The sequence below is a fragment of the Paradevosia shaoguanensis genome, from assembly GCF_016801025.1.
Lineage (GTDB): Bacteria > Pseudomonadota > Alphaproteobacteria > Rhizobiales > Devosiaceae > Paradevosia > Paradevosia shaoguanensis.
Genome location: NZ_CP068983.1, coordinates 3,527,372 through 3,543,031, shown reverse-complemented (window position 1 = coordinate 3,543,031; position 15,660 = coordinate 3,527,372). Strand labels below are relative to the sequence as shown.

Sequence of the window (15,660 nt, the reverse complement as noted above, 5' to 3'; positions counted from 1 at the left end):
TCCATGGGCCTGGCTCTACGGCCGGGGAAGTGCGGCGGTTGGGAACGCTATCAAGCCAACAGGGTCTCGCAGCTTCCTCTTCCTACGAAAGCGCGGCGATTGGAGACGAGATCAAGCCAGCAAGTCTCCCTCCCCCTTGCGGGGAGGGGACAGGGGTGGGGGTGGCAACAAGAGCTAACACCCGCGGCTTCATACCAGGAGCCACCTCAGCGCCCCCCTCCCAATCCAATTGCCGGATCACGAAGCGCGCAAGAGGCACGGTTGGCACTGCCCAACCCTAAGGGGGGTCGGGTACCCCGAGCACCCCCAGCCCCCAAAACCAAAAACGGCCGCGGGTTGCCCCGCGGCCGTTTCAATTCCTGAACCACTGCCCGCTTACGCGGCGGCGGCTTCCTCGATCTCTTCGCGCTCGGCGGTCGGGCCCGAATCCTGGCCCTTCGCGTTCACGTCGCGGTCGACGAATTCGATCACGGCCACCGGGGCGTTGTCGCCATAGCGGAAGCCGGCCTTGAGGATGCGGGTGTAGCCACCCTGACGATCCTTGTAGCGGCCGCCGAGCACGTCGAACAGCTTCTTGACCTGGTCTTCGTCGCGGATCTGCGCGATGGCCTGGCGGCGGGCATGCAGGTCGCCGCGCTTTGCAAGGGTGATCAGCTTCTCGACGATCGGACGCAGTTCCTTGGCCTTGGGCAAGGTGGTCACGATCTGCTCATGCTTGATGAGAGCTGCGGACATGTTCGCGAACATCGCCTTGCGATGGCTCGAGGTCCGGTTGAGTTTGCGGCCGGCATTACCGTGGCGCATTTGTAGTCTCCTTAAAAGCTTTCGAAGCCTTGCGCGAGATCAATAATGATCTTCGTAGCGCTTGGCGAGGTCGTCGATGTTTTCAGGCGGCCAGTTGGCCACGTCCATGCCCAGATGCAGACCCATCTGCGCCAGCACTTCCTTGATTTCGTTGAGCGACTTGCGCCCGAAATTGGGAGTGCGGAGCATTTCGGCCTCGGTTTTCTGGATGAGGTCGCCAATGTACACGATGTTGTCGTTCTTCAGGCAGTTCGCCGAACGCACGGAGAGCTCCAGCTCGTCCACCTTCTTGAGCAGAGCAGGATTGAAGGCGAGTTCCGGGACGGTGTCCTGGGCCTTTTCCTTGGTCGGCTCTTCGAAGTTGACGAAAACCGTGAGCTGGTCCTGGAGGATGCGCGCGGCATAAGCCACGGCGTCTTCCGGGGTCACCGCGCCGTTGGTCTCGACCTGAAGGGTCAGCTTATCGTAGTCGAGAACCTGGCCCTCACGGGTGGCGTCGACCTTGTAGGAGACACGGCGCACCGGCGAGAACAGCGCATCGACAGGGATATAGCCGATGGGCGCGTCCTCGGGACGGTTACGGTCGGCAGGGACATAACCCTTGCCGGTATTGACGGTGAACTCGATGTTGATCTCGGCGCCATCGTCGAGATGGCAGATCACGAGCTCGGGATTGAGAACTTCGATATCGCCCGACACCTTGATGTCGCCGGCAACCACGGCACCCGGACCCTGCTTGGAGAGGGTCAGGCGCTTCGGGCCTTCGGCGTTCATCTTGACGGCGATTTCCTTGACGTTCAGGACGAGGTCGGTAATGTCCTCGCGCACGCCAGGGAGCGAAGAGAATTCGTGCAGAATGCCGTCGATCTGGATCGCGGTGACTGCAGCGCCCTGCAGGGACGACAGCAGCACGCGACGCAGAGCGTTGCCCAGGGTAAGACCATAGCCGCGCTCAAGCGGCTCGGCCACGACCGAAGCCACGCGCGCGTTATCGCTGCCCGAAACAATGTCCAGCTTGGTCGGCTTGATTAATTCCTGCCAGTTCCTCTGGATGGTCACGGTAACGTCCTTTCAAAAGTGCGGCCCTCGCCCGGCCGCTGTGCCGCAAATGCAATGCCGCTCCCGGCCTGTGACGGTCGGGAGCCGAACCCCGCAACGGGGTTAGACGCGACGGCGCTTGCGCGGACGGCAGCCGTTGTGCGGGATCGAGGTGACGTCCCGGATGCTGGTGACGTTAAAGCCGGCAGCCTGGAGCGCACGCAGTGCGGACTCACGGCCCGAACCGGGACCGCGCACTTCGACCTCGAGGGTCTTCATGCCGTGTTCCTGCGCCTTCTTGGCGGCATCTTCGGCGGCAACCTGGGCGGCATACGGGGTCGACTTGCGCGAACCCTTGAAGCCCATCACGCCCGAAGACGACCAGGAGATGGTGTTCCCCTGCACGTCCGTGATCGTAATCATGGTGTTGTTGAAGGAGGCGTTCACATGTGCGACGCCGGACGTGATATTCTTGCGCTCCTTGCGACGGACGCGCGCGACTTCAGCTTTAGCCATTTAGTTCCTCTATTCGATATCATTGCCGCCGTAAGCCGGATTGCCCCAGCGGCTCCACCGAAGGACCGGGACGATCCTTATTTCTTCTTGCCGGCGATCGGCTTTGCCGGACCCTTGCGGGTGCGGGCATTGGTGTGGGTCCGCTGACCACGCACCGGCAGACCGCGGCGATGACGCAGACCACGGTAATTGCCGAGGTCCATGAGCCGCTTGATGTTCATAGCGACGTTACGGCGAAGATCGCCCTCGACCACGTAATCGCGGTCAATCGTCTCACGGATCTGGATCACTTCGGCGTCGGTCAGTTCATTGACGCGACGGTCGGCCGGAATACCGACCTTCTCGATGATTTCTTCGGCCTTCTTCGGGCCGATCCCGTGAATATACTGAAGCGCGATGAGTACGCGCTTATTCGTCGGGATATTGACGCCAGCAATACGAGCCACGTCTGCTCTCCTTCAATCAACGCGGGTCGGTTGTGCCCGCGCCGTTCAACAACAAGGGACCGGCTTTCGCTCCCCCAACCCAAACTGAGGAACCGAATCCAGTCCAATAATCCATGAGACTGGGCGGTTCTTTAAGGATTTGTAGCACCCGAGTCAACAGGCCCTGCATAAATCCGATTTTGCTAGTTCTCGACTGCCTGCCGAATGGCCTGGGTGACTTCTTCCACCTCGGCCATGCCGTCGACCGTCTTGAGCAGCCCCTTCCCCCGGTAATACTCGACCAGGGGGGCGGTCTGATCGCGATAGACGTTCAGACGGTTACGCAACACTTCTTCGTTATCGTCGGCCCGGGTCTGGCCCGTGGCAGCGGCGCTCTCGCGCGCCCGGTTGATGATCCGGGCGATGAGAACTTCCGGTTCCGCCTTGATCTCGACCACGGCGTTCAGGTGCATGCCCTTTTCGACAAGCATCTTGTCGAGCGCCTCGGCCTGCGGAATGGTCCGCGGGAAACCGTCGAGCACGAACCCGGCCTTGCAGTCCGGAGCGTCGAGACGCTCCGAGACGATGCCGTTGACGATCTCGTCCGAGACCAGATCGCCACGATCCATCACTTCCTTCGCCGCAAGACCAAGCGGGGTCTTGTTGGCAATGGCCGAGCGAAGGATATCGCCGGTCGAGAGTTGGGGGATGCCGTAAGTGTCCACCAGGACCTTTGCCTGCGTCCCCTTCCCCGCCCCCGGCGGGCCCAGAAGTATCAACCTCATCGACGCTTGCCCCCAAGCCGCGATTTCTTGACCAGCCCTTCATACTGCTGGGCGATGAGATGGCTCTGGATCTGCGAGATCGTATCCAGGGTCACCGTGACCATGATCAGCAGCGACGTACCGCCGATGAACTGGCTGACGTTGAGCTGGCTGTGAATGAGCTCAGGAATGAGCGCGATCACTGTCAGGTAGAGGGCACCGACGACCGTAATGCGGGTAAGCACGTAGTCGATGTACTGCGCGGTCCTCTCGCCCGGACGGATGCCCGGAATGAACCCACCCGACCGCTTCAGGTTATCCGCGGTATCCTGCGGATTGAACACGATGGCCGTGTAGAAGAACGAGAAGAAGATGATCAGGACGGCGAACAGGATCAGATAGAGAGGCTGTCCACGTCCAAGCAGGGCGGCCGTCACCTGAAGCCATTGCGGCGCATTACCCTGGGCGGCAAAGCCCGCGATCGTGGCCGGCAGCAGAAGCAGCGACGAGCCGAAGATCACCGGGATAACACCCGAGGTATTGAGCTTGAGCGGCAGGTGCGAGGTATCGCCCTGGAACATCTTGTTGCCCACTTGCCGCTTCGGATACTGGATCAGAAGCCGCCTTTGGGCGCGCTCGAAGAAGACGATCACGCCGATCACGACGATGGCCAGCACCAGGATGCCGAGGCCAGCCAGGCCCGAAAGCGCGCCCTGGCGGGTGAGCTCGAGGGTCTGCACGATGGTCGTGGGCAGGTTGGCCACGATACCGGCGAAGATGATCAGCGAAATGCCGTTGCCGACACCGCGCGAGGTGATCTGCTCGCCCAGCCACATCAGGAACATCGTGCCACCCACGAGGGTAATCACGGTCGAGAGGCGGAAGAACCAGCCCGGATTGAGCACCACGCCCTGGCTCGCTTCGAGGCCAATGGCGATGCCATAGGCCTGCACGGCACAGAAGACCACGGCGAGATAGCGCGTATACTGGTTGATCTTGCGGCGCCCGCTCTCCCCTTCCTTGCGCAGCGCCTCGAGGCGCGGCGAAGCGGTCGTGATGACCTGGATCACGATCGAGGCCGTGATGTAGGGGATGAGGTTGAGCGCGAAGATCGCCATGCGCTGCACGGCGCCACCGGCGAAGAGATCGAGCATGCCGAAAATGCCCTGCGAGGAGCTCTGGAAGCTCTGCGCAAAGGCACCCGGGTCGATGCCGGGCACCGGGATATAGGTGCCCAGACGATAAACGAGCAGCGCGCCCAGAGTGAACCAGATGCGCTGCTGCAGGGCCTTCGCCTTGGCGAAGGTCGCGAAATTAAGATTTCTAGCCAGTTGCTCGGCTGCGGACGCCATAATCGCTCCCCAAACTAAGGGCCGGAGCCCTTAGGCTTCAGCCGTCACTTTTGCCTCAGGGATATCGACCTTGCCGCCAGCAGCTTCAATAGCGGCCTTGGCACCGGCAGAAGCGTGAGCAACCTTGAAGGTAACCTTCTTGGCAGTGAATTCACCGGTGGCGACCAGGCGGACGCCGTCCTTGGCGCGACGCACGACGCCGGCGGCAACCAGGGCAGCCTCGTCGATCACGTTCTTCGCGTCGAGCTTGCCGGCATCGATCGCAGCCTGGATGCGGTCAAGACGCACGACGTTCCACTTGGCGGGATTGTGCGAATTGAAGCCGCGCTTCGGCATGCGCATGTGAAGGGGCATCTGGCCGCCTTCGAAGCCGTTGATGGCAACGCCCGAACGAGCGGTCTGGCCCTTGCCGCCACGACCACCGGTCTTGCCCTTGCCCGAGCCGATACCGCGTCCAATACGGACGCGGGTCTTGGAGGAACCCTCGTTGTCGCGGAGTTCGTTCAAACGCGCCATTTGCGTCACCTGTTCCTGAGAGCGCGTTCGACTACGGAACGTGCTGCAATCAAAAGTAGCCGGACCGGCCAGTAGCCGGTCCGAGAGGTTTTATTTCTGGTCGACCACGCGGACAAGGTGCGGAAGCTTCGCGATCATGCCGCGTACTTCCGGAGTGTCCTTGAGGGTGGACTGCTTGCGGATCTTGTTGAGCCCGAGGCCGATGAGGGTCGCGCGCTGCGACTTCTCACGGCGGATGGGGCTACCGATCTGTTCAATGGTTACGGTCTTGTCGGCCATGTCTATTCTCCGTTCCGAGCTCTAGCGCTCAGATCAAGCTTCGACGGCAGTTTCGCCGCGGCGAGCCTGCAGTTCCGAAACCTTCAGGCCACGGCGAGCCGCAACCGAACGCGGGCTGTCAACGCGCTTGAGCGCATCGAAGGTAGCCCGAACCATGTTGTAGGGGTTCGCGGTGCCCTGGGACTTGGCGACGATGTCGTTGATCCCGAGGGTTTCGAACACGGCGCGCATCGGACCACCGGCGATGATGCCGGTACCCGGAACGGCGGCGCGCAGGATCACCTTCCCTGCCCCGTGACGGCCGACCACATCGTGGTGCAGCGTACGGGCGTCGCGCAGCGGCACGCGGATGAGCTGGCGCTTGGCCTGCTCGGTCGCCTTGCGGATCGCCTCGGGAACTTCACGGGCCTTACCGTGACCGAAACCGACGCGGCCCTTCTGGTCGCCAACAACCACGAGAGCGGCGAAACCAAAGCGCCGACCGCCCTTCACCACCTTGGCCACACGGTTGATGTGGACCAGGCGGTCGATGAATTCGCTTTCGCGCTCTTGAACGTCTTTCATAGCTTATCCAGCTCTTCTATTTCGTCGCCAGGGTCAGAACTGCAGGCCGCCCTCACGGGCAGCGTCTGCAAGGGCCTTGACCCGGCCGTGATAAAGGTAAGCGCCGCGGTCGAAGATGACCTCGGAAACACCGGCCTTGGTGCCGCGCTCTGCGATCAGCTTGCCGATAACGACAGCTGCCTCAGAGGTGGCGCCGTTCTTGACCGAAGCCTTGACGTCCTTGTCGATCGTGGAAGCGGCAGCCAGCGTACGGCCGGTCGCATCATCGATGATCTGCGCGTAGATATTCTTGTCCGAACGGAAAACCGACAGACGCGGGCGACCGAAGGCGCGAGCCTTGAGTGCGCGGCGAACGCGGGCCTTGCGGCGATCCGCTCCTTTTGCAGTGATAGCCATTGCCGGCGCTCCTTACTTCTTCTTGCCTTCTTTCTTGGCCACGTATTCGCCCACATAGCGAACACCCTTGCCCTTGTAGGGCTCAGGCTTACGGTAGCCTCGAATGTTGGCCGCGACCTGGCCAACCTGCTGCTTGTCGATACCGGTCACGACGATTTCCGTCGGCGCCGGGACTGCGAGGGTGATTCCCTTGGGGGCCTCATACACGACTTCGTGGGAGAAGCCGAGGGAAAGCTTGATGTCCTTGCCCTGCATGGCGGCACGATAACCGACGCCCTGGATCTGCAGCTTCTTCTCGAAGCCGTCCTTGACGCCCGTCACGATGTTCTGGAGCAGCGCGCGGGTGGTACCCCAGGCGGCACGAGCTTCACGGGTATCGTTGGCCGGCGAAACCACCAGACCATCAGCGCCCTGCTCGACGTTCACGATATCCATGAGCTCGAGGCTCAATTCGCCCTTGGGGCCCTTGGCGGTAACCGTGCGACCATTGATGGTCACGGTAACTCCGCTCACTGCTGCGACAGGCTTTTTGCCAGTACGGGACATTTTCGTTCAAACCTTTATGAGTAATCGTCTTACCGCGTCTCCTTAGAAGACGCGGCAGAGTACCTCGCCACCAACGTTCTGTGCCTTCGCCTCATGGTCGGCCATCACGCCCTTGGGGGTCGACAGGATCGACACGCCCAGGCCATTGGCAACCTGAGGGATATTCTTGACCGACGCATAGACGCGACGGCCCGGACGGGACACCCGCTCGATAGTGCGGATGACCGGCACGCTGTCCGAATACTTCAGCTCGATTTCGTATTCCGAAATGCCGTTCTCGAACTTGACCTCGTGGTAGCCACGGATGAAGCCTTCGGTCTGCAGCACATCCAGAACGCGACCGCGCAGCGTCGAAGCCGGGGTGGTCACGCTGTCCTTGCGGCGCAGCTGGGCATTACGAATACGGGTGAGCATATCCCCGATCGGATCGGAAAGAGCCATTCTATTGTTCTCCTTACCAGCTCGACTTGACCAGGCCCGGGATCTGACCCAGGTTGCCGAGCTCGCGCAGGGCAATACGGCTCAACTTGAGCTTGCGGTAGTAAGCACGCGGGCGCCCCGAAACTTCACAACGGTTGCGAACGCGGCCCGGGGAGGAATTGCGCGGAAGCTCGGCCAGCTTGAGCTGGGCCTTGAAACGCTCTTCCGGGGTCGCGGACTTGTCCATGCCCACAGCCTTGAGAGCCGCACGCTTGGTGGCGTAGCTCTTGGCCAGCTTGGCGCGGCGCTTGTTCTTTTCGATGGCGCTCGTCTTTGCCATATCGTCCTCTTTCTCGCGTACCGTTACTGACGGAACGGGAAGTTGAAAGCCTTCAGAAGCGCGCGGGCTTCGTCGTCGGTCTTTGCCGTGGTGCACACCACGATGTCCATACCCCACACCTGATCGATCTTGTCGTAGGCGATTTCGGGGAAAATGATGTGTTCCTTGATGCCCATGGCGTAGTTGCCGCGGCCATCGAAGGAAGCCGGGTTCAGACCACGGAAGTCACGAACGCGCGGCAGGGCGATGTTCACCAGGCGGTCAAGGAATTCGTACATGCGCTGGCGGCGAAGGGTGACCTTCACACCGAGCGGCATGTTCTCGCGGACCTTGAAGCCTGCGATCGACTTGCGAGCATGCGTGATGACCGGCTTCTGGCCCGAAATCAGCTCGAGGTCGCCGGCGGCTGCCTTGACCTTCTTGGAGTCGTTGACGGCTTCGCCAACGCCCATGTTGAGCACGATCTTCTCGAGCTTGGGGATCTGCATCGGGTTCTTGTACCCGAATTCCTTCACCAGGCCGGCGCGGATGGCGTCGTCATATTGCGTACGCAGACGCGGAATATAGGTCTCAGCCATCGATCACATCTCCGGTGCTCTTGGCGATGCGCTTCTTGGCGCCATCTTCGAGTTTGAAACCGACGCGGGTCGGCTTGCCGTTCTTGTCGGCGACTGCCAGGTTCGACAGGTGGATCGGGGCTTCCTTGGTGAAGATGCCCGCATCCTGCGAAGCAGTCTGCTTGGTGTGGCGGCGCACAAGATTGAGCCCCTGCACTACCGCGCGGGTCTCGGTCGGGATAACCTGCAGGACCTTGCCGGTCTTGCCCTTATCCTTGCCGGTCAATACGACGACCTGGTCGCCCTTTTTGATCTTGGCAGCCATTACAGCACCTCTGGAGCCAGCGAAATGATCTTCATGTGGTTCTTGGCGCGAAGCTCGCGCGGAACCGGCCCGAAGATACGAGTGCCGATCGGCTCTTTCTGATTGTTGAGCAGCACGGCGGCGTTCTTGTCGAAACGGATGACCGTGCCATCGGGACGGCGGATGTCCTTGGCCGTGCGAACCACGACCGCCTTCATCACCTGGCCCTTTTTAACGCGGCCGCGCGGGATGGCGTCTTTGACCGACACAACGATGATGTCGCCAACCGACGCGTACTTGCGATGCGAGCCGCCCAGCACCTTGATGCACATGACACGACGCGCGCCGGAATTATCCGCGACGTCGAGATTTGACTGCATCTGAATCATGACTGGATGCCTTCTTGTTATACGGCCCGCCCTACCGGCTCGCCGCCTTAAACCCTAATTCCTTACGACCCCTGAACAAGCGTCCAGCGCTTGTTCTTCGAGATCGGTGCGCATTCCTCGATCCACACGGTATCGCCGACCTTGGCCACATTGGCTTCGTCGTGAGCGTGGTACTTCTTGGACCGGCGCACGGTCTTCTTCATCACCGGATGGGTGAAGCGGCGTTCGACGCGCACCACAACCGTCTTATCGTTCGTGTCGGAGACCACCGTCCCCTGCAAAACACGTTTTGGCATTGGGACTGCTCCTTACTTCGCTGCGTTCTTTTCGGCCAGGACAGTCTTGATGCGCGCGATTTCGCGGCGCACTTCCTTGACCCGGGCCGGCTTTTCCAGCTGCTGGGTAGCACGCTGGAAACGCAGGTTGAACTGCTCTTTCTTGAGGCTCAGAAGCTGGTCCTTGAGCTCATCGGCCGTCTTGGCCCGAAAATCACTGGCTGCCATCTTCGCCTCTTAATCGTTGATGCGGGTAACAACCCGCGTCGTAACCGGAAGCTTCATGGCGCCGAGGCGCAGGGCTTCCTTGGCGACGTCCTCGGGGACGCCGTCGATTTCGAACATGATGCGGCCCGGCTTGACGCGGGCTGCCCAGAATTCCACCGAACCCTTACCCTTACCCATACGGACTTCGGTCGGCTTCTTGGAAACCGGCACGTCCGGGAAGATACGGATCCACACACGGCCCTGGCGCTTCATTTCGCGGGTGATCGCGCGGCGAGCCGCTTCGATCTGACGCGCGGTGACGCGCTCGGGCTCAGTTGCCTTCAGGCCGTACTGACCGAAGTTGAGGTCCGAACCGCCCTTGGCCAAGCCATGGATGCGGCCCTTGTGGGCCTTGCGGAACTTAGTACGTTTTGGTTGCAGCATGGCTCAAATACCTTCTTAGCTGGCTGCCTGGGCCGCGCGACGATGCGACGGGGCCTCGCCACCTTCGGTAGCACGGCGCTCATGAGCGGTCGGATCGTGCTCAAGGACTTCGCCCTTGAAGATCCAGACCTTGACGCCGATGATGCCGTAGGTCGTGGACGCTTCAGCAAAACCGTAATCGATGTCGGCACGCAGGGTGTGCAGCGGCACGCGACCTTCGCGGTACCATTCGGTACGGGCGATATCGGCGCCACCGAGACGACCACCGACGTTGACGCGGATACCACCGGCGCCCATGCGGATGGCGGTCTGCACAGCACGCTTCATCGCACGGCGGAAAGCCACGCGGCGTTCGAGCTGCTGGGCAATGCCCTGAGCCACCAGGTTCGCATCGGTCTCGGGCTTGCGCACTTCGACGATGTTGATGTGCACTTCGCTGTCGGTGAACTTCTTCACCTTGGCGCGGATCTTGTCGATGTCAGCGCCCTTCTTGCCGATCACGATGCCCGGACGGGCGGTGTGGATCGACACGCGGCACTTGCGGTGCGGACGCTCGATGACGATCTTGGAAACGGCAGCCTGCTTGAGGTCGGCCATCAGAGCCTTGCGGATCTTCAGGTCTTCCTGCAGGAGCGCACCGTACTCGCCCTTGTTGGCGTACCAACGGGAATCCCAGGTACGGTTGATCCCGAGACGCAGACCGATCGGATTAATCTTCTGGCCCATTATGCCGCTTCCTCAACTTGCCGCACGACGATCGTCAGGTGCGAGAACGGCTTTTCGATGCGCGAGGAGCGACCGCGACCGCGAGCGGTCCAGCGCTTCATCACCAGCGAGTTGCCGACGAAGGCCTCGGCAACGACCAGAGCGTCGGTGTCCAGACCATGATTGTTTTCCGCGTTCGCGATGGCGCTCTCGAGCACCTTCTTGACCTGAACGGCGATGCGCTTGTGCGAGAAAGCGAGTTCGGCCAGAGCCTTCTCGACCTTCTTGCCGCGGATCGTGGCAGCGACAAGGTTCAGCTTCTGCGGGCTGATGCGCAGCATCCGCAGAACGGCCTTGGCCTCGGTATCCTTGAGCGCGCGGGGAGTCTTCTGCTTGCCCATGATTACTTCCTCTTGGCCTTCTTGTCGGCCGCGTGACCGTAATAGGTACGCGTGGGAGCGAACTCGCCGAACTTGTGACCAATCATATCTTCGGTGACCAGGACGGGCACGTGCTTGTGACCGTTGTGGACGCCGAACGTGACGCCGACGAACTGCGGCAGGATGGTCGAGCGACGGCTCCAGATCTTAACGACCTCGCTGCGCCCGGACTCGCGTGCCTTGTCCGCCTTCTTGAGCAGGTAGCCGTCGACGAACGGACCCTTCCAGAGTGAACGTGCCATGACTTACCGGCCCTTCTTAACGTGACGCGAGCGAACGATGAACTTGTCCGTCGCCTTGTTGGTGCGGGTCTTCTTGCCCTTGGTCGGCTTGCCCCACGGGGTAACCGGGTGACGGCCACCGGAGGTGCGGCCTTCACCACCACCATGCGGGTGGTCGACCGGGTTCATGGTAACACCGCGGTTGACCGGCTTGCGACCGAGCCAACGATTGCGACCGGCCTTGCCGATCGAGGTGTTCGAGTGGTCCTGGTTCGAGACCGCGCCGACAGTGGCGAGGCACGAGCCGTGGACACGGCGCTGTTCACCCGAATTGAGGCGAAGGATCGCCCAACCGGCATCGCGACCAACGTACTGGGCGTAAGCACCAGCCGAACGTGCGATCTGACCGCCCTTGCGGGGCTTCAGCTCGACGTTGTGCACGATCGTACCGACCGGCATACGCTCCAGCGGCATCGCATTGCCCGGCTTCACGTCCACGGTCGACAGCGACGAGATGATCTTGTCGCCGGCGGCCAGACGCTGGGGAGCCAGGACGTAGGTCTGCTCGCCATCCGCATAGGTCACCAGAGCGATGAAGCCAGTGCGGTTCGGATCGTATTCCAGGCGCTCGACGGTCGCTTCCATATCGAACTTCACGCGACGGAAGTCGATCATGCGGTAGGTGCGCTTGTGACCACCACCGCGGTGGAACGACGTGATGCGGCCGGCATTGTTACGGCCACCACTCTTGCTCAGGCCTTCGGTCAGAGCCTTGACGGGCTTGCCCTTCCAGAGTTCCGAGCGGTCGACAGTGATAAGCTGACGGCGGCCAGGAGAAGTGGGATTATATTGTTTCAGAGCCATTTTTCTCACTCACCCCTTAGAGGCCGGTCGAAATATCGATCGACTGACCGTCAGCGAGCGTCACGACGGCCTTCTTGACGTCATTGCGGACGCCGAGTTCACCGCGGAAGCGCTTCACCTTGCCCTTGCGGACCAGGGTGTTGACAGCCTTGACCTTGACCGAGAACAGCGCCTCGACGGCGGCCTTGATCTCGGGCTTGCTCGCATCAACCTTGACGTCGAAGACGACCTGGTTGTTCTCCGACTGGTTCGTCGACTTTTCAGTCACGACCGGATTGCGGATGATGTCGTAATGCTTGAACTTGCTCATGCGAACCGCGCCTCCAGCGCTTCCAGCGCTGCCTTGGTCAGAACGAGCTTCTGACGACGAAGGATATCCACAACGTTGATACCCTGGACCGGCAGTACGTCGACCTGCGGAATGTTGCGCGCAGCGAGCGCAAAATTCGCGTCAACGGTCGCGCCGTCGATGATCAGAGCATTGGTCCACTCGCGGGCACCCAGGGTCTTGCGCAGATCGGCCGTCTTGGCCTGCTGGCTGGCAAGGGTGTCAACGATGAGCAGCTCGCCCGACTTAACCTTGGAGGACAGCGCATGCTTGAGAGCAAGAGCGCGGACCTTCTTGGGAAGATCGATGGCGTGGCTGCGCGGCTCGGGACCGAACGCACGACCACCACCGCGGAACTGCGGAGCAGCCTTGTTACCGTGACGAGCGCCGCCCGAACCCTTCTGCTTCACCGACTTCTTGCTGGTGTAAGCGATTTCCGAGCGGTGCTTGACCTTGTGCGTACCAGCCATTGCCTTGAGCTGCTGGTAGCGGACCATGCGGTGCAGGATGTCAACGCGCGGCTCCAGGCCGAACACGTCGTCCTTAAGCGTCACGGAACCTACGCCTTTACCGTCTAGGTTGGTAATCTGGAGTTCCATTATTCACTCTCCCCCGCGACGGCAGCGGCCGGCTTGAACGAACCAGGCGTAGCAGCACCCTTCGGAGCGGGCTTCTTGACGGCGTCCTTGATCTGGATCCAGCCGCCCTTGGCGCCCGGAACCGAACCCTGAACCATGATCAGACCGCGCTCGACGTCGGTCTTGACGACCTTGACGTTCTGCGTGGTGACACGCTCGGCACCGAGGTGACCGGCCATCTTCTTGTTCTTGAAGACCTTGCCCGGATCCTGGCGCTGACCGGTCGAACCGTGCGAGCGGTGCGAAACGGACACACCGTGCGTTGCACGCAGACCGCCGAAGTTCCAGCGCTTCATGCCGCCGGCAAAACCCTTACCGATCGAGGTGCCCGTGACGTCCACGAGCTGGCCCTCGACGAAATGGTCGGCCTGCATCGTCGCGCCAACCTCGATGAGGTTGTCGGCGTCGACGCGGAATTCGACGACATGACGCTTGATCTCGACCTTGGCCGCGCCAAACTGGGCGCGCTGGGCCTTGGCCGTGTTCTTCGCCTTGGCGGTACCGGCGCCCAACTGCAGCGCGGTATAGCCGTCCTTGTCTTGCGTGCGCTGGCCTACCACCTGGCAGTTCTGCAGCCCGAGCACCGTGACGGGAACGTGGTTGCCGTCCTCGGTGAATATGCGGGTCATGCCCAGCTTCTGTGCGATCAAACCAGAACGCATCGGTTTGCTACCTTTTCAATTAAGCGCTGGACCGGGTCATGTTTGCCAGAGGACCCTTTTTCTGGTCAGCGCGGAAACTCCGTCACTCAGAGCTTGATTTCGACGTCAACACCGGCGGCGAGATCGAGCTTCATTAGAGCATCAACCGTCTGGGGAGTCGGATCCACAATGTCCAGCAGACGCTTGTGGGTACGGATCTCGAACTGCTCGCGGCTCTTCTTGTCGATGTGCGGCGAACGGTTGACGGTGAACTTTTCAATTCGCGTCGGCAGCGGGATCGGACCCCGAACCTGAGCACCCGTGCGCTTAGCCGTATTGACGATCTCGCGCGTGGAAGTATCCAGGACACGATGGTCAAAGGCTTTAAGCCGAATGCGAATGTTTTGACCGTTCATCTTGTTTTCCTAGCGAAAAATGGAACGCGGCGCGCAACTAGCGGCGCGCCGCGATTCACGTTTCCGTCCTTACTTCAGGATCTTGGCAACGACGCCGGCGCCGACGGTACGGCCACCTTCACGGATAGCGAAGCGGAGCTTCTCTTCCATGGCGATCGGCACGATCAGCTGGACGTTGATGTTCACATTGTCGCCAGGCATGACCATTTCGGTGCCTTCCGGCAGCGAAACGATACCCGTCACGTCGGTCGTACGGAAGTAGAACTGCGGACGGTAGTTGCCGAAGAACGGCGTGTGACGGCCACCCTCTTCCTTGGTCAGGATGTAGGCTTCAGCCACGAAGTCGGTGTGCGGGGTAACCGAACCCGGCTTGGCGAGGACCTGGCCGCGCTCAACCTGGGTACGATCAATACCGCGGATCAGAGCACCGATGTTGTCGCCGGCCTGGCCCTGATCGAGCAGCTTGCGGAACATTTCGACGCCGGTAACGGTCGTCTTCTGGGTGGCCTTGATGCCGACGATTTCGACTTCTTCACCAACCTTGACGATACCGCGCTCGACACGGCCGGTCACCACGGTGCCGCGACCCGAGATCGAGAACACGTCTTCGATCGGCATCAGGAACGGCTGGTCGATCGGACGCTCCGGCTGCGGGATGTAAGCGTCAACGGCTTCCATCAGCTTGAGAACGGCGTCGTGGCCGAGTTCCTTGTTGCCGTCGTTCAGGGCTTCGGTAGCCGAACCACGGATGACCGGAATGTCGTCGCCCGGGAATTCGTACGAAGACAGGAGCTCACGGACTTCCAGCTCGACGAGCTCGAGCAGTTCCGGATCGTCGACCATGTCGCACTTGTTCAGGAAGACCACCAGGGCCGGCACGCCGACCTGACGGGCGAGCAGGATGTGCTCGCGGGTCTGCGGCATCGGGCCGTCGGCAGCCGACACGACCAGGATAGCACCGTCCATCTGGGCAGCGCCGGTGATCATGTTCTTCACATAGTCGGCGTGGCCAGGGCAGTCGACGTGAGCGTAGTGACGGTTGGCCGTCTCGTACTCGACGTGCGAGGTGTTGATGGTGATGCCACGGGCCTTTTCTTCCGGGGCGTTGTCGATCTGGTCGTAGGCACGCGCGGTCGCACCACCGGTCTCAGCGAGAACCTTGGTGATAGCAGCCGTCAGCGACGTCTTGCCATGGTCAACGTGACCGATGGTGCCGATGTTGCAGTGCGGCTTAGTGCGCGAGAATTTTTCCTTCGCCATCGCTTTTCTCC

At 61.3% G+C, this 15,660-nt stretch carries 28 protein-coding genes; all 28 read right to left on the bottom strand.

The window, feature by feature from the left end; genetic code table 11:
* Positions 1-375: 375 nt before the first annotated feature.
* Positions 376-804: a 50S ribosomal protein L17 gene (gene rplQ / locus JNE37_RS17275; RefSeq protein WP_035038422.1), complete on the bottom strand. Its 429-nt coding sequence runs from the start codon at positions 802-804 to the stop codon at positions 376-378.
* A gap of 39 nt (positions 805-843) precedes the next feature.
* Complete coding sequence (locus JNE37_RS17270) at positions 844-1,863, bottom strand: DNA-directed RNA polymerase subunit alpha (protein WP_035038420.1); 1,020 nt, start codon at positions 1,861-1,863, stop codon at positions 844-846.
* Positions 1,864-1,965: 102 nt separating this feature from the next.
* Complete coding sequence (rpsK, locus tag JNE37_RS17265; RefSeq protein ID WP_035038417.1) at positions 1,966-2,358, bottom strand: 30S ribosomal protein S11; 393 nt, start codon at positions 2,356-2,358, stop codon at positions 1,966-1,968.
* A gap of 77 nt (positions 2,359-2,435) precedes the next feature.
* Positions 2,436-2,804, bottom strand: a complete 369-nt coding sequence (gene rpsM / locus JNE37_RS17260) for a 30S ribosomal protein S13 (protein WP_035038414.1) — start codon at positions 2,802-2,804, stop codon at positions 2,436-2,438.
* Between the two features lie 182 nt (positions 2,805-2,986).
* Positions 2,987-3,568, bottom strand: a complete 582-nt coding sequence (locus JNE37_RS17255; RefSeq protein WP_035038412.1) for an adenylate kinase — start codon at positions 3,566-3,568, stop codon at positions 2,987-2,989.
* On the bottom strand, positions 3,565-4,899 hold the full coding sequence (gene secY / locus JNE37_RS17250; protein WP_035038409.1) for a preprotein translocase subunit SecY: 1,335 nt from the start codon (positions 4,897-4,899) through the stop codon (positions 3,565-3,567). Before secY ends, JNE37_RS17255 begins: the two co-directional genes overlap by 4 nt.
* A gap of 30 nt (positions 4,900-4,929) precedes the next feature.
* A complete protein-coding gene (rplO, locus tag JNE37_RS17245) occupies positions 4,930-5,415 on the bottom strand; it encodes a 50S ribosomal protein L15 (protein ID WP_035038407.1) in 486 nt (161 codons plus the stop codon).
* A gap of 90 nt (positions 5,416-5,505) precedes the next feature.
* Positions 5,506-5,694 (bottom strand): 50S ribosomal protein L30, encoded by a 189-nt coding sequence (rpmD, locus tag JNE37_RS17240; protein ID WP_035038405.1) that lies wholly within the window; start codon positions 5,692-5,694, stop codon positions 5,506-5,508.
* Positions 5,695-5,727: 33 nt separating this feature from the next.
* Positions 5,728-6,258 (bottom strand): 30S ribosomal protein S5, encoded by a 531-nt coding sequence (rpsE, locus tag JNE37_RS17235; RefSeq protein ID WP_035038403.1) that lies wholly within the window; start codon positions 6,256-6,258, stop codon positions 5,728-5,730.
* 33 nt (positions 6,259-6,291) lie between these two features.
* Complete coding sequence (gene rplR, locus JNE37_RS17230) at positions 6,292-6,654, bottom strand: 50S ribosomal protein L18 (RefSeq protein WP_035038401.1); 363 nt, start codon at positions 6,652-6,654, stop codon at positions 6,292-6,294.
* A gap of 12 nt (positions 6,655-6,666) precedes the next feature.
* Positions 6,667-7,200, bottom strand: coding sequence for a 50S ribosomal protein L6 (gene rplF / locus JNE37_RS17225; RefSeq protein ID WP_035038398.1), 534 nt, complete (start codon positions 7,198-7,200; stop codon positions 6,667-6,669).
* 42 nt (positions 7,201-7,242) lie between these two features.
* Positions 7,243-7,641: a 30S ribosomal protein S8 gene (gene rpsH, locus JNE37_RS17220; protein ID WP_035038394.1), complete on the bottom strand. Its 399-nt coding sequence runs from the start codon at positions 7,639-7,641 to the stop codon at positions 7,243-7,245.
* 13 nt (positions 7,642-7,654) lie between these two features.
* A complete protein-coding gene (gene rpsN, locus JNE37_RS17215; protein ID WP_035038392.1) occupies positions 7,655-7,960 on the bottom strand; it encodes a 30S ribosomal protein S14 in 306 nt (101 codons plus the stop codon).
* A gap of 23 nt (positions 7,961-7,983) precedes the next feature.
* Entirely contained in the window at positions 7,984-8,538 is a 555-nt protein-coding gene (rplE, locus tag JNE37_RS17210; RefSeq protein ID WP_035088873.1) for a 50S ribosomal protein L5, read from the bottom strand.
* Positions 8,531-8,842, bottom strand: a complete 312-nt coding sequence (gene rplX / locus JNE37_RS17205; protein WP_035038388.1) for a 50S ribosomal protein L24 — start codon at positions 8,840-8,842, stop codon at positions 8,531-8,533. The genes rplE and rplX overlap by 8 nt, the downstream gene beginning before the upstream one ends.
* Entirely contained in the window at positions 8,842-9,210 is a 369-nt protein-coding gene (gene rplN / locus JNE37_RS17200) for a 50S ribosomal protein L14 (RefSeq protein ID WP_035038386.1), read from the bottom strand. Before rplN ends, rplX begins: the two co-directional genes overlap by 1 nt.
* Before the next feature lie 62 nt (positions 9,211-9,272).
* Positions 9,273-9,506, bottom strand: a complete 234-nt coding sequence (gene rpsQ / locus JNE37_RS17195; protein ID WP_035038382.1) for a 30S ribosomal protein S17 — start codon at positions 9,504-9,506, stop codon at positions 9,273-9,275.
* A 12-nt stretch (positions 9,507-9,518) separates the two neighbouring features.
* Entirely contained in the window at positions 9,519-9,713 is a 195-nt protein-coding gene (gene rpmC, locus JNE37_RS17190) for a 50S ribosomal protein L29 (protein WP_035038379.1), read from the bottom strand.
* 9 nt (positions 9,714-9,722) lie between these two features.
* The gene (rplP, locus tag JNE37_RS17185; protein ID WP_035038376.1) at positions 9,723-10,136 is read right to left on the bottom strand and encodes a 50S ribosomal protein L16; all 414 of its coding nucleotides are present in this window, start codon (positions 10,134-10,136) and stop codon (positions 9,723-9,725) included.
* A gap of 15 nt (positions 10,137-10,151) precedes the next feature.
* Positions 10,152-10,862 carry a 30S ribosomal protein S3 gene (rpsC, locus tag JNE37_RS17180; protein WP_035038373.1) on the bottom strand — a complete coding sequence of 237 codons (711 nt, stop codon included), beginning with the start codon at positions 10,860-10,862 and terminating at the stop codon, positions 10,152-10,154.
* On the bottom strand, positions 10,862-11,242 hold the full coding sequence (gene rplV, locus JNE37_RS17175) for a 50S ribosomal protein L22 (protein WP_035038370.1): 381 nt from the start codon (positions 11,240-11,242) through the stop codon (positions 10,862-10,864). Before rplV ends, rpsC begins: the two co-directional genes overlap by 1 nt.
* 2 nt (positions 11,243-11,244) lie before the next feature.
* On the bottom strand, positions 11,245-11,523 hold the full coding sequence (gene rpsS, locus JNE37_RS17170; protein ID WP_035038367.1) for a 30S ribosomal protein S19: 279 nt from the start codon (positions 11,521-11,523) through the stop codon (positions 11,245-11,247).
* Positions 11,524-11,526: 3 nt separating this feature from the next.
* A complete protein-coding gene (gene rplB, locus JNE37_RS17165) occupies positions 11,527-12,366 on the bottom strand; it encodes a 50S ribosomal protein L2 (protein WP_035038365.1) in 840 nt (279 codons plus the stop codon).
* A gap of 16 nt (positions 12,367-12,382) precedes the next feature.
* Complete coding sequence (locus tag JNE37_RS17160; RefSeq protein WP_035038363.1) at positions 12,383-12,676, bottom strand: 50S ribosomal protein L23; 294 nt, start codon at positions 12,674-12,676, stop codon at positions 12,383-12,385.
* Positions 12,673-13,293 carry a 50S ribosomal protein L4 gene (gene rplD, locus JNE37_RS17155; protein WP_035038359.1) on the bottom strand — a complete coding sequence of 207 codons (621 nt, stop codon included), beginning with the start codon at positions 13,291-13,293 and terminating at the stop codon, positions 12,673-12,675. Before rplD ends, JNE37_RS17160 begins: the two co-directional genes overlap by 4 nt.
* The gene (gene rplC, locus JNE37_RS17150; RefSeq protein WP_035038348.1) at positions 13,293-13,994 is read right to left on the bottom strand and encodes a 50S ribosomal protein L3; all 702 of its coding nucleotides are present in this window, start codon (positions 13,992-13,994) and stop codon (positions 13,293-13,295) included. Before rplC ends, rplD begins: the two co-directional genes overlap by 1 nt.
* 86 nt (positions 13,995-14,080) lie before the next feature.
* A complete protein-coding gene (gene rpsJ / locus JNE37_RS17145) occupies positions 14,081-14,389 on the bottom strand; it encodes a 30S ribosomal protein S10 (protein ID WP_035038345.1) in 309 nt (102 codons plus the stop codon).
* A gap of 69 nt (positions 14,390-14,458) precedes the next feature.
* Positions 14,459-15,649 (bottom strand): elongation factor Tu, encoded by a 1,191-nt coding sequence (gene tuf, locus JNE37_RS17140; protein ID WP_035038342.1) that lies wholly within the window; start codon positions 15,647-15,649, stop codon positions 14,459-14,461.
* Positions 15,650-15,660 lie beyond the last annotated feature (11 nt).

What these genes read in the sequence shown, in the direction of transcription:
- rplB (WP_035038365.1), bottom strand. Translation starts at nt 12,366, where the DNA reads ATGGCTCTGAAACAATATAATCCCACTTCTCCTGGCCGCCGTCAGCTT.
- rplV (WP_035038370.1), bottom strand. Translation starts at nt 11,242, where the DNA reads ATGGGCAAGCAGAAGACTCCCCGCGCGCTCAAGGATACCGAGGCCAAG.
- JNE37_RS17255 (WP_035038412.1), bottom strand. Translation starts at nt 3,568, where the DNA reads ATGAGGTTGATACTTCTGGGCCCGCCGGGGGCGGGGAAGGGGACGCAG.
- rplX (WP_035038388.1), bottom strand. Translation starts at nt 8,842, where the DNA reads ATGGCTGCCAAGATCAAAAAGGGCGACCAGGTCGTCGTATTGACCGGC.
- rplD (WP_035038359.1), bottom strand. Translation starts at nt 13,293, where the DNA reads ATGGAACTCCAGATTACCAACCTAGACGGTAAAGGCGTAGGTTCCGTG.
- rpsJ (WP_035038345.1), bottom strand. Translation starts at nt 14,389, where the DNA reads ATGAACGGTCAAAACATTCGCATTCGGCTTAAAGCCTTTGACCATCGT.
- rplC (WP_035038348.1), bottom strand. Translation starts at nt 13,994, where the DNA reads ATGCGTTCTGGTTTGATCGCACAGAAGCTGGGCATGACCCGCATATTC.
- secY (WP_035038409.1), bottom strand. Translation starts at nt 4,899, where the DNA reads ATGGCGTCCGCAGCCGAGCAACTGGCTAGAAATCTTAATTTCGCGACC.
- rpsC (WP_035038373.1), bottom strand. Translation starts at nt 10,862, where the DNA reads ATGGGCCAGAAGATTAATCCGATCGGTCTGCGTCTCGGGATCAACCGT.
- rpsE (WP_035038403.1), bottom strand. Translation starts at nt 6,258, where the DNA reads ATGAAAGACGTTCAAGAGCGCGAAAGCGAATTCATCGACCGCCTGGTC.
- tuf (WP_035038342.1), bottom strand. Translation starts at nt 15,649, where the DNA reads ATGGCGAAGGAAAAATTCTCGCGCACTAAGCCGCACTGCAACATCGGC.
- rpsS (WP_035038367.1), bottom strand. Translation starts at nt 11,523, where the DNA reads ATGGCACGTTCACTCTGGAAGGGTCCGTTCGTCGACGGCTACCTGCTC.
- rplQ (WP_035038422.1), bottom strand. Translation starts at nt 804, where the DNA reads ATGCGCCACGGTAATGCCGGCCGCAAACTCAACCGGACCTCGAGCCAT.
- rpsH (WP_035038394.1), bottom strand. Translation starts at nt 7,641, where the DNA reads ATGGCTCTTTCCGATCCGATCGGGGATATGCTCACCCGTATTCGTAAT.
- JNE37_RS17160 (WP_035038363.1), bottom strand. Translation starts at nt 12,676, where the DNA reads ATGAGCAAGTTCAAGCATTACGACATCATCCGCAATCCGGTCGTGACT.
- rpmC (WP_035038379.1), bottom strand. Translation starts at nt 9,713, where the DNA reads ATGGCAGCCAGTGATTTTCGGGCCAAGACGGCCGATGAGCTCAAGGAC.
- rplN (WP_035038386.1), bottom strand. Translation starts at nt 9,210, where the DNA reads ATGATTCAGATGCAGTCAAATCTCGACGTCGCGGATAATTCCGGCGCG.
- rplO (WP_035038407.1), bottom strand. Translation starts at nt 5,415, where the DNA reads ATGGCGCGTTTGAACGAACTCCGCGACAACGAGGGTTCCTCCAAGACC.
- rplE (WP_035088873.1), bottom strand. Translation starts at nt 8,538, where the DNA reads ATGGCTGAGACCTATATTCCGCGTCTGCGTACGCAATATGACGACGCC.
- rplR (WP_035038401.1), bottom strand. Translation starts at nt 6,654, where the DNA reads ATGGCTATCACTGCAAAAGGAGCGGATCGCCGCAAGGCCCGCGTTCGC.
- rplF (WP_035038398.1), bottom strand. Translation starts at nt 7,200, where the DNA reads ATGTCCCGTACTGGCAAAAAGCCTGTCGCAGCAGTGAGCGGAGTTACC.
- rpsK (WP_035038417.1), bottom strand. Translation starts at nt 2,358, where the DNA reads ATGGCTAAAGCTGAAGTCGCGCGCGTCCGTCGCAAGGAGCGCAAGAAT.
- rpmD (WP_035038405.1), bottom strand. Translation starts at nt 5,694, where the DNA reads ATGGCCGACAAGACCGTAACCATTGAACAGATCGGTAGCCCCATCCGC.
- rpsN (WP_035038392.1), bottom strand. Translation starts at nt 7,960, where the DNA reads ATGGCAAAGACGAGCGCCATCGAAAAGAACAAGCGCCGCGCCAAGCTG.
- rpsQ (WP_035038382.1), bottom strand. Translation starts at nt 9,506, where the DNA reads ATGCCAAAACGTGTTTTGCAGGGGACGGTGGTCTCCGACACGAACGAT.
- rplP (WP_035038376.1), bottom strand. Translation starts at nt 10,136, where the DNA reads ATGCTGCAACCAAAACGTACTAAGTTCCGCAAGGCCCACAAGGGCCGC.